Genomic DNA, 8,964 nt, shown 5'->3' with positions numbered 1-8,964 from the left:
AGTCCGAGGGGCTCACGCCGACGAGGCGGTGGAAGTGCAGGCGCATGTTCGCGGCGGTCCCGAGGCCGCACTCCTGGGCGACACGGTCGGTGCTCCAGTCGGTGCGTTCGAGCAGCTCGCGCGCGCGGTCGACGCGCGCAGCGGTGAGCCAGCGCAGGGGTGACGCGCCGGTCTCGGCCGCGAACGCCCGGGCGAGCGTGCGCTGCGACATGCTCGCGTGCCGCGCGAGGTCCGCGACGGTCAGCGGCTCGTGCAGGTGGTCGAGGGCCCACGCCCGGGTGCCCGCGAGCGTGCTCGCGGCGTCGGGCGGGGTGGTCCGGGCGATGAACTGCGCCTGCCCGCCGTCGCGGTGCGGTGCCGCGACGATCGCGCGCGCCACGTGGTTGGCGACCGCGGCACCCAGGTCGGTGCGCAGCAGGTGCAGGCACGCGTCGATGCCGGACGCGACGCCCGCGGAGGTCAGGACGTCGCCCTCGTCGACGAACAGCACGTCCGGGTCCACGCGGACCAGCGGGTACCGCGCCGCGAGGCGGTGGGTGTAGGCCCAGTGCGTCGTCGCACGCCGACCGTCGAGCAGTCCCGCGGCGGCCAGCGCGAACGCGCCGACGCAGATCGCCACGACGCGTGCGCCGCGGGCGTGCGCGGTGCGCAGCGCGTCGAGCACGTCGTCGGCGGGTGGCTGGTCGATGTCGTCGTACGCGGGGACGATCACGGTGTCGGCCGCGACGACGGCCTCGAGCCCGGCCTGCGCGACGACCGGGAACCCGCCCGCGGTGGGCACGGGACCGGGGCTCCGCCCGCACAGCGTCAGGCGGTAGTGCTCGGCGGTGCGGCTCTGGAGCACCTGGAACGGCATGCCGATCTCCATCGGCAGCGCGCCCGGGAGCGCGAGCACGGCGACGTCGCGCACGCGCTGGGGCCTCGGCACCGGACCGTCCACGCTCATGGCGAGAATCTAGCGCACAGTGGCAATCCTGCCGCTCGTCGGGCGGTACCCGACCCCGCCAGGGTGGTCGCGTGACCCCACCTGACGCCCCGACTCGCGCGCTCGTCGAGCCCCCGCGCGTCGACGGGCCGCGCCTCACGCGCCGACTCGTCCCCGCGCAGTCGCTCTACACGTTCGGCATCTCGATCGACCTGACCCTCACGGGCATCGTCGGGGCGCACCTCGCGCCGACGCGCGCGCTCGCGACGCTCCCGTTCAGCCTCATGCCCGTCGTCGCGGTGCTCTCGACGTTCGCGCTCTCGCGGTGGATCGGGCGCAGCGGGTACCGGCGCGTCTTCACCCTCGCGCCGCTGGCGGCCGTCGCGGCGGGCCTCCTGTCGGCGTACGCGGTCCACCGTGGCTCGTTCGCGCTGTTCTGCGTCGGGACGGCGCTCGTCGGGGTGTACCAGGCGGGCGCGGGCTACTACCGGTACGCGGTCGCGGAGGCGAATCCCGACGAGCGGGCGCGCGCGATCACGACGCTGCTCGCGGGAGGTCTGCTCGCGGCGCTCGTCGGGCCGTTCCTCGCGACGGCCGCCGGCGGGCTCGGCTCGACCCCGTACGTCGCGTCGTACCTGCTGGTCGCCGGGTTCGCGGTGCTCGCGTGCGGGTGGAACGCGCGCCTCCCGCGGGACCTCGCACACCTGACCGGACCCCGCCGGGCCGACGAGGGTGCGCCGGCGGCCGCGGCGCGCTCGCACCGCGAGCTGTGGCGCCAGCCCGTCCTCGTGCTCGGCGTCCTGGTCACCGCGCTCGCGGCCGCCGCGATGAGCTCGCTCATGACCGCGGGGCCCGTCGCGGGCATGGACATGGGGCACACCGAGCAGCACGCGGCGTTCTCGGTCCAGCTCCACATGATCGGGATGTACGCACCGGGGCTGCTGGTCGCGCGGTGGATCGGGCGGCTGGGCGAGCGGCGCGTCGCGGCACTCGGTGCGCTCGTGCTCGCCGCCGCGGGCCTGGCGACCGTGCGGCCGGACATGGTCGCGTTCGTCGTCGCGATGACGCTCGCCGGGGTGGGGTGGAACCTCGCCGGCAGCGGCGGCGCGGCGATGGTCGCGGCGTCGTACCGGCCCGCCGAGCGCGGGCGTGTGCAGCCCGTGGCCGAGGTCGTCGCGACCGCCGCCGCGGTGGTCGGTTCCCTCGGCGCGGGCCTCGCGACGACCGCGACCGGCTGGCCCGTGCTCGGGGTGCTGGTCGCCGTCGCGTCGGTGCTCGTCGTCGTCGCGCTCGTGCGCCCGACGCGCGCGCGCCGGGCCCGTACGGAGGAGGTGGTGGCGTGAGTTAGGTTGCACACCGAAAATGTCGACGAGGAGGTGCCAGCGGATGTCCGACCGCGAACCGATGGCCGACCTGCTCGAACCCGGGGAGCCCGTCGACCTCGACAACTGCGCGCGTGAGCCGATCCACGTGCCCGGCTCGGTCCAGCCGCACGGTGTGCTGCTCGCGGTCACCGAGCCCGAGCTCGTCGTCGAGCACGTGTCGGCCAACGTCGCGGACCTCCTCGGCCGCAGCGTCCAGGACACGCTCGGGGCGGACCTCGACGCCGTGCTCGGGAGCGAGCCGGCCGAGCAGATCCGCGCGCACGTGCGCACGTTCGGGAACCTCCGGCAGCGCAACCCGCTCGTCGTCGTCGCGGCCACCCCCGACGGCCCGCGCGAGGTCGACGCGGTGCTGCACCGCGTGGTCGTCGGCGACCGGACCCTGCTCGTGGTCGAGCTCGAGGCGTCGACCGGCCCGCGGCCGTTCTCGTTCCCGAACACCTACCAGGCGGTGCGTGACGCGCTCGAACGACTGAGCGCGAGCCAGTCGCTCGCCGAGCTGTACGACGTGGCCGCGCACGAGGTGCGGGCGCTGACCGGGTTCGACCGCGTGATGATCTACCGGTTCGACGCCGAGTACAACGGCGAGGTCGTGGCGGAGGCCAAGCGCGCGGACCTCAACTCGTTCCTCGGGCTGCACTACCCCGCCTCGGACATCCCGCCGCAGGCCCGCGCGCTGTACGAGCAGAGCTGGATCCGGCTCATCGCCGACGTCGGGTACACCCCCGCGCCGCTCGTCCCGGGGGTCGACGCGGCGACCGGGGAGCCGCTCGACCTCACGCACTCGGTGCTGCGCAGCGTCTCGCCGATCCACCTCGAGTACCTCGGCAACATGGGCGTCGCCGCGTCGATGTCGATCTCGCTGCTGCGCGACGGGCGGCTGTGGGGCCTCGTCGCGTGCCACCACTACTCCGGTCCGCACCACCCTCCGTACGGCGTGCGCGCGGCGGCCGAGTTCCTCGGGTCGTCGCTGTCGTTGCGCCTGGTCGCCCGGGCCGAGGAGGACGAGCTGCAGGCGGCGCTCGCCGCGGAGGCGACGCTCGTGCGCCTGCTCATCGCGTCCCGCGACGCCGCGCACACCCTGGGTGACGCGCTCGTCGGGCGGACCGCGTCCGGGGTGTCCCTGCTCGAGCTCGTGCCCGCGCAGGGGGTCGTGGTCTTCGGCGACGACACCCGGAGCGTCGAGGGCGTGGTGCCCGACGACCCGTCGCCGCTGCGCGAGTGGATCGCCGCGCAGCCCGAGGACGTCACCGCGCGCACCGAGCTCAGCGCGCAGGAGCCCGCGCTCGCGGACGCGCTGCCGGGCGTCGCCGGGCTGCTCGCGGTGCGGCTGCCCGAGGACCGCGCGATCGTCTGGCTGCGCCGCGAGGCCGTGCACGACGTGTCCTGGGGCGGGGACCCGCAGAACAAGGCGATCGCACGGCGTGAGGGCGACGAGGTGCGGCTCAGCCCGCGCAAGTCGTTCGAGAAGTGGACCCAGACGATTCGTGGCCGGAGCGCGCCGTGGACCGCGCAGGAGCTGCGCTCGGTCACCGACCTGCGCCGACGCCTGCTCGAGACGCTCCTGCTGCGCACCCGCTGGGCGCTCGGCGTCGCCGAGACCGTGCAGCGCTCCCTGTTGCCCGCAGAGCTGCCGCACGTCGAGGGGTGGCAGCTGCACGCGCGCTACGTGCCCGCACCCGGCGGTCAGGTCGGGGGCGACTGGTACGACGCGCTCGAGCTGCCCGACGGGCGGATCGCCGTGGTCATCGGGGACGTCGCCGGGCACGGGTTGTCCGCCGCCGCGGCGATGGGCCAGCTGCGCAACTCGCTGCGGGCGTTCCTGCTGCGCGGCGACGGTCCGGCCGACGCGCTGCGCTGGACCGACGTGGTGGCCCGCCGCACGATGGCCACCGACATGGCCACGGTCGTCGTCGCCGCGGTCGACCAGGCGACGGGCGAGGTCGAGGTCTCCATCGCGGGTCACCCCCGCCCGCTCGTGCTCGACGCGGTCGGCGGTGCCGAGCTGCTCGAGGTCAGCGTGGACCGGCCCGTCGGCGTCGGCTCGGGGGAGCCGCCCACGCACCGGTTCGTGATCGAGCCCGGTGGCGGCGTCGTGCTCTACAGCGACGGGCTCGTCGACTCGCGCTCGACGAACCTGCGCGCGGGCCTGGCCCGGCTGGTCGGCGCGTTCACGCGCGAGGACCCGACGCGCCCGGTCGACATCGACGACGTCGTCCGCGAGTGCAGCGACCCGTCGTCGGTCGACGACACCACCCTCCTCCTCCTCTGCCGCGACCTCTACTGACCCCACCCCTCCGCGACCCAGCGCTTGCTCCGGCTCACCGCGGATGTGGCCTGAGCAGACGCTGGGTCGCGGTCGCGGGGTGGTGGTGGCGTGAGCCAGGGCTTGCTCCGGCTGTGGGGCGGGTTGGCCTGAGCAGTCGCTGGGTCGCGAGGTGGGGGCGGGGCAGGGGAGCGGTGCGCGGGGGTCCGGTGGGGCGGGTCGGGGTGGTGTCGGTGGTGTCGGTGGGGTGTCGGGGCCGTGTCAGCCGGGGTGGTCAGGGTGACGGCATGACAACAGACCTGGTGATCGAGGCCGAGGGCCTTGTGAAGCACTTCGGCGAGACGAAGGCGCTGCAGGGCGTCGACCTCGTCGTCCCCCGGGGCACCGTGCTCGGTGTGCTCGGCCCCAACGGCGCCGGCAAGACGACGACCGTCCGCATCCTGTCCACCCTGCTCACCCCCGACGCGGGCACGGCCCGCATCAACGGCCTCGACGTGGTCCGCGACGCCGAGAAGGTCCGGCACATGATCGGCCTGACCGGGCAGTACGCGTCCGTCGACGAGGACCTCACGGGCCGCCAGAACCTCGTGCTGTTCGGCACCCTGCTCGAGCTCGGCCGCAAGGGCGCCCGCGCCCGTGCCGTCGAGCTGCTCGAGTGGTTCGACCTCGCGGACGCCGCCGACCGTCCCGCGAAGACGTACTCCGGCGGCATGCGTCGCCGCCTCGACCTGGCCGCGAGCCTCGTCGGACGGCCCGACGTGATCTTCCTCGACGAGCCGACCACCGGACTCGACCCCGCGAAGCGCGAGGCGATGTGGGACGTGGTCCGCTCGCTCGTCGCGGACGGCTCGACGGTGCTGCTCACCACGCAGTACCTCGAGGAGGCGGACGCGCTGGCCGACGAGATCACGGTCGTCGACCACGGCCGCGTGATCGCGCACGACACCCCGGACGGGCTCAAGCGCATCGTCGGCGGCCAGACGCTCGAGGTGCGCCCGACGGACCAGACCCGCCTGGCGGAGACCGCGCAGATCCTCTCGCAGGTCAGCACGGGTGCCGCAGCCGACGAGATCCGCAAGGGGATGCTCGCGGTCCCGGTGGCCGGCGACGAGGCGCTCACGGCGACGGTCGCGCGCCTGGGCGGCGCGGGCATCGGTGTCACGGAGCTCTCGCTGCACCTGCCGAGCCTCGACGAGGTCTTCTTCACCCTGACCGGCCGGACCACGTCCGACGAGGCCGAGCCCGGCTCCGACGACATCGCCCGCGACACCAGCAAGGAGGTGGCGGCATGACCACCACGACTCTCGAACCGACCCGCACGCAGCCCGCACCGCGCGCGGCCGCGGCCGCGCCGGCCCGCCCGTTCCCGCTGGTGCGCCACTCCGCCGCGCTGACCAGGCGCAGCCTCATCAAGACGTGGCGCACGCCCGAGGCGCTGATCGACGTGACGCTGCAGCCGATCATCTTCCTGGCGATCTTCGTGACGATCTTCGGCAACGCGGTCGCCGGCAGCACGGGCGACTACCTGCAGTTCCTGCTGCCCGGGATCCTCGGGCAGACGATCGCGATGGGCGCGATCGCGATCGGCGTGAACCTCAACACCGACATGGAGAAGGGGATCTTCGACCGGTTCAAGTCGCTGCCGATCCCCCGGTCGGCACCCCTGCTGGGCGCGGTGCTGGGCGACGTGGTGCGGTACGTGATCGTCGCGGTCGTGACGATCGGCACGGGCTACGCGATGGGCTTCCGGATCGCGACGAGCCCGCTCGAGGCGGTCGCCGGGTGCCTGCTGGCCGTGCTGTTCGCGGTCTGCCTGTCGTGGGTGAGCGTGTGGGTCGGGATGATCGTGCGCACGTCCGGTGCGGTGCAGGGCGTGATGTTCCTGCTGATCATGCCGCTGACGTTCGGCTCCAACGTGTTCGTGCAGACCGACGACCTGCCCGGCTGGATGCAGGGCTTCGTCGACGTCAACCCGCTGACGCACCTGGTCGACTCGATGCGCGGGCTGTTCCTCGGCACGCCGGTGGGCAACCACGTGTGGTGGACGCTCGCGTGGTGCGTGGGCCTGGTCGCGGTGTTCATGCCGCTGGCGCTGCGCGCCTACCGCCGCAAGGTCTGACGGTCGAGCGGGTTCCGCGTCGCTGGGCGGCGCGGACCCCGTCGTCTGCCGGGTCGACCCGTGGCCCGCGGGGTCAGCGCTGCGTCGCGGGGCCCAGCAGGCGGGACGCCAGCGCGAGGATCGAGCGGCTGATCTCGGACGCGGGACGCGGCCGCAGCTCGTCGGCCCGAGCCTGCCCGCGCGCGCCCGCGAGGCTGCTCGCGAGCGACCGGTTCTTGCCCACCTGGAGCGCGATGCTCGAGACGCTCGCCCCCATCCGGGTACCGAGCGCCCACAGCTCGACCGCGGTGTCCTCGTCGTCGCCGCGCCACGCGACGAGCTCGGCGCAGCCGAGCGCGAACGCCCCGACGACCGGCATGTCGCTCAGGCCCCGCGCGTCGGTGATGGCGGCGGTCAGCGCCGCGACGACGTCCGCGTCGACGGCTGCGCGGCGGGCCGGGTCGGTCTCGTCGCGCTCGGCCTGCAGCAGCAGCACGACCGCCGACACGCGGAACACGATGCGCGCCTGCGGGACGGACGACTCGTCGTCGGCGACCGTCTGCACGGCGCGCAGCGCGTGCGTCACGGCGCTCGCGTTGTCGCCGTCGGACAGCGCGACCATCGCGAGCCCGAGGAGGGCCTGCGCGCGGTCCATCGCCTCCTCACGCGGGGAGGTGACCACGTCGTGCAGCGCGGCTCGACCGTCCTGGTCGCCCTCGACTGCGCGCTGCACGTCGAGCAGCACCCGCAGGCTGCGCGCGTCCTGCACGGCGCCGACGAGCTCGAGGTGGTGCACGCTGCGCTCGAGCCACTCCACGGCGTCGTCGCCGCCGTGCGCCGCCGACCACTGCGCGACCCCCTGCGCGGCCATGCCCATGCCCCAGTGGTTGCCGATCCGCTCGAACATCGCGAACGCCGCGCGGGCGTCCTGCGCGGACCCGTCGGTCTCGCCGGCGTTCTCCCGCACCGCGGCGCGCAGGAACAGGCCGAGCGCCTGGACGTACTCGTCGTCCTGCGCGGTGAGGGACCGCGCAGAGTCCTCGAGCGCCGCCAGGTCGGTCGAGACGAGCGACGGGACTGCCGCGGCCAGCGCCGCCGAGCCGGGTCGGACCTCGTCGGACTGCTCGCGTGCGAGCCGCCGCAGCACGCGGCCGGCGAGCGCGGTCAGCCGCAGCGTCGTCGTGATGCCGCCGTTGACCGCCGTCTGGAGCATGACGGTCGTGGTGAGCTCGCCGTGCGGCACGCGCCGCCCCGAGGCCGCGCCGACGAACAGCGCGGAGCGTCGACGCGCGGCCGGTTCGCTCACGTGCACGAGCCGCGAGGCCCACGTCACGACCTCCACGTGCATACCGCGCACGGTCCACCACGGGAACAGGGCGGACGCGACCTCGACGGCCGCCGCCTCGTCGTGCTCGATCGACCATCGCAGCGCCGCGACCAGCGCCTCCTGCTCGTCGCTGCACCGCGCGAACGCGTCGAGCTGCCCCTCGCCGGTCATCCGGTCGCTCAGGTCCACGGCTTCGCGCGTGGCCCACGCGACCAGCCCGGCCATCGCGTCGGCGCGCGTGCCCGCGGCGTCGAGGCGCGCCTCGCCGTACTCGCGGACCGTCTCGAGCATGCGGTAGCGCGCGGGGCCGGGGCCGGCGTCGTCGAGCACCAGCAGGGACTGGTCGACGAGGTCCGCGAGCCCGCGCCGCGCGTCCGGCACGCCCGCGACGCTCGCGGCGAGCGCCGCGGTGAACGAGCCGGGCACCACGGCGAGCCGGGCGAGCAGCTCGCGCTCGTCGTCGGGCAGCAGCTCGCGGCTCCAGTCGACGAGCGCCCACAGGCTCGCGTGGCGCTCGGGCAGCCCGCGCAGCGCGTCGTCGAGCAGCGCGAACCGGTCGGCGAGGCTGTCGAGCAGGTCCTCGAGCGGCATCGAGCGCAGGCGGGCAGCCGCGAGCTCGAGCGCGAGGGGGAGGCTGTCGAGGCGGTGGCACAGCTCGAGCGCGCGCTCGTCGTCCCAGACGAGGCCGGGCCGGGCCGATTCGGCGCGGGCGCGCAGCAGCGCGAGGGCGTCGGTGTCGGGCAGGGCGGGCAGCCGGTGCACGCGCTCGCCGACGAGGCCGAGCGGCGCGCGGGACGTCGCCAGGATCGTGACGTCGGGCGGGACCACGTCGAGCAGGTCCGCGACGAGGTCCGCGGCCGCGGCGAGCACGTGCTCGCAGTTGTCGAGGACGACGAGCCCTCGCAGCTCCTGCGCGGCGGCGCGCAGCCGTTCGAGCCGGGGCAGCACGCGCCGCTCGACGCCGAC

General features: G+C 74.8%; 6 protein-coding genes. 4 read left to right on the top strand and 2 right to left on the bottom strand.

Translation table 11 applies throughout. The features are described from left to right. Positions 1–946, bottom strand: a 946-nt coding sequence (locus tag CWIS_RS00730) for a GlxA family transcriptional regulator (RefSeq protein WP_048341310.1), incomplete at its 3' end; no start/stop codon positions are given. 71 nt (positions 947–1,017) lie between these two features. On the opposite strand from CWIS_RS00730, the gene CWIS_RS00725 reads away from it, so the two are divergent. The 4 genes from CWIS_RS00725 to CWIS_RS00710 all read left to right on the top strand — a co-directional run bounded on the left by CWIS_RS00725 (position 1,018) and on the right by CWIS_RS00710 (position 6,692). After that, positions 1,018–2,268 (top strand): MFS transporter, encoded by a 1,251-nt coding sequence (locus CWIS_RS00725; protein ID WP_053071474.1) that lies wholly within the window; start codon positions 1,018–1,020, stop codon positions 2,266–2,268. Between the two features lie 43 nt (positions 2,269–2,311). Next, positions 2,312–4,594, top strand: coding sequence for a SpoIIE family protein phosphatase (locus tag CWIS_RS00720; RefSeq protein WP_048341309.1), 2,283 nt, complete (start codon positions 2,312–2,314; stop codon positions 4,592–4,594). Between the two features lie 266 nt (positions 4,595–4,860). Continuing rightward, on the top strand, positions 4,861–5,865 hold the full coding sequence (locus CWIS_RS00715; protein ID WP_048341308.1) for an ATP-binding cassette domain-containing protein: 1,005 nt from the start codon (positions 4,861–4,863) through the stop codon (positions 5,863–5,865). Beyond that, positions 5,862–6,692, top strand: a complete 831-nt coding sequence (locus CWIS_RS00710) for an ABC transporter permease (protein ID WP_048341307.1) — start codon at positions 5,862–5,864, stop codon at positions 6,690–6,692. The genes CWIS_RS00715 and CWIS_RS00710 overlap by 4 nt, the downstream gene beginning before the upstream one ends. A gap of 73 nt (positions 6,693–6,765) precedes the next feature. Here CWIS_RS00710 and CWIS_RS18545 read toward each other — a convergent pair. Then, a partial coding sequence (locus tag CWIS_RS18545; protein ID WP_048341306.1) for a transcriptional regulator occupies positions 6,766–8,964 on the bottom strand: 2,199 nt, incomplete at its 5' end.

The sequence above is a fragment of the Cellulomonas sp. A375-1 genome (assembly GCF_001040865.1).
In the GTDB taxonomy this organism is placed as follows: domain Bacteria; phylum Actinomycetota; class Actinomycetes; order Actinomycetales; family Cellulomonadaceae; genus Cellulomonas; species Cellulomonas gelida.
The sequence above is the reverse complement of the archived record's forward strand: the minus strand, read 5'-3'. Positions and strand labels throughout refer to the sequence as shown.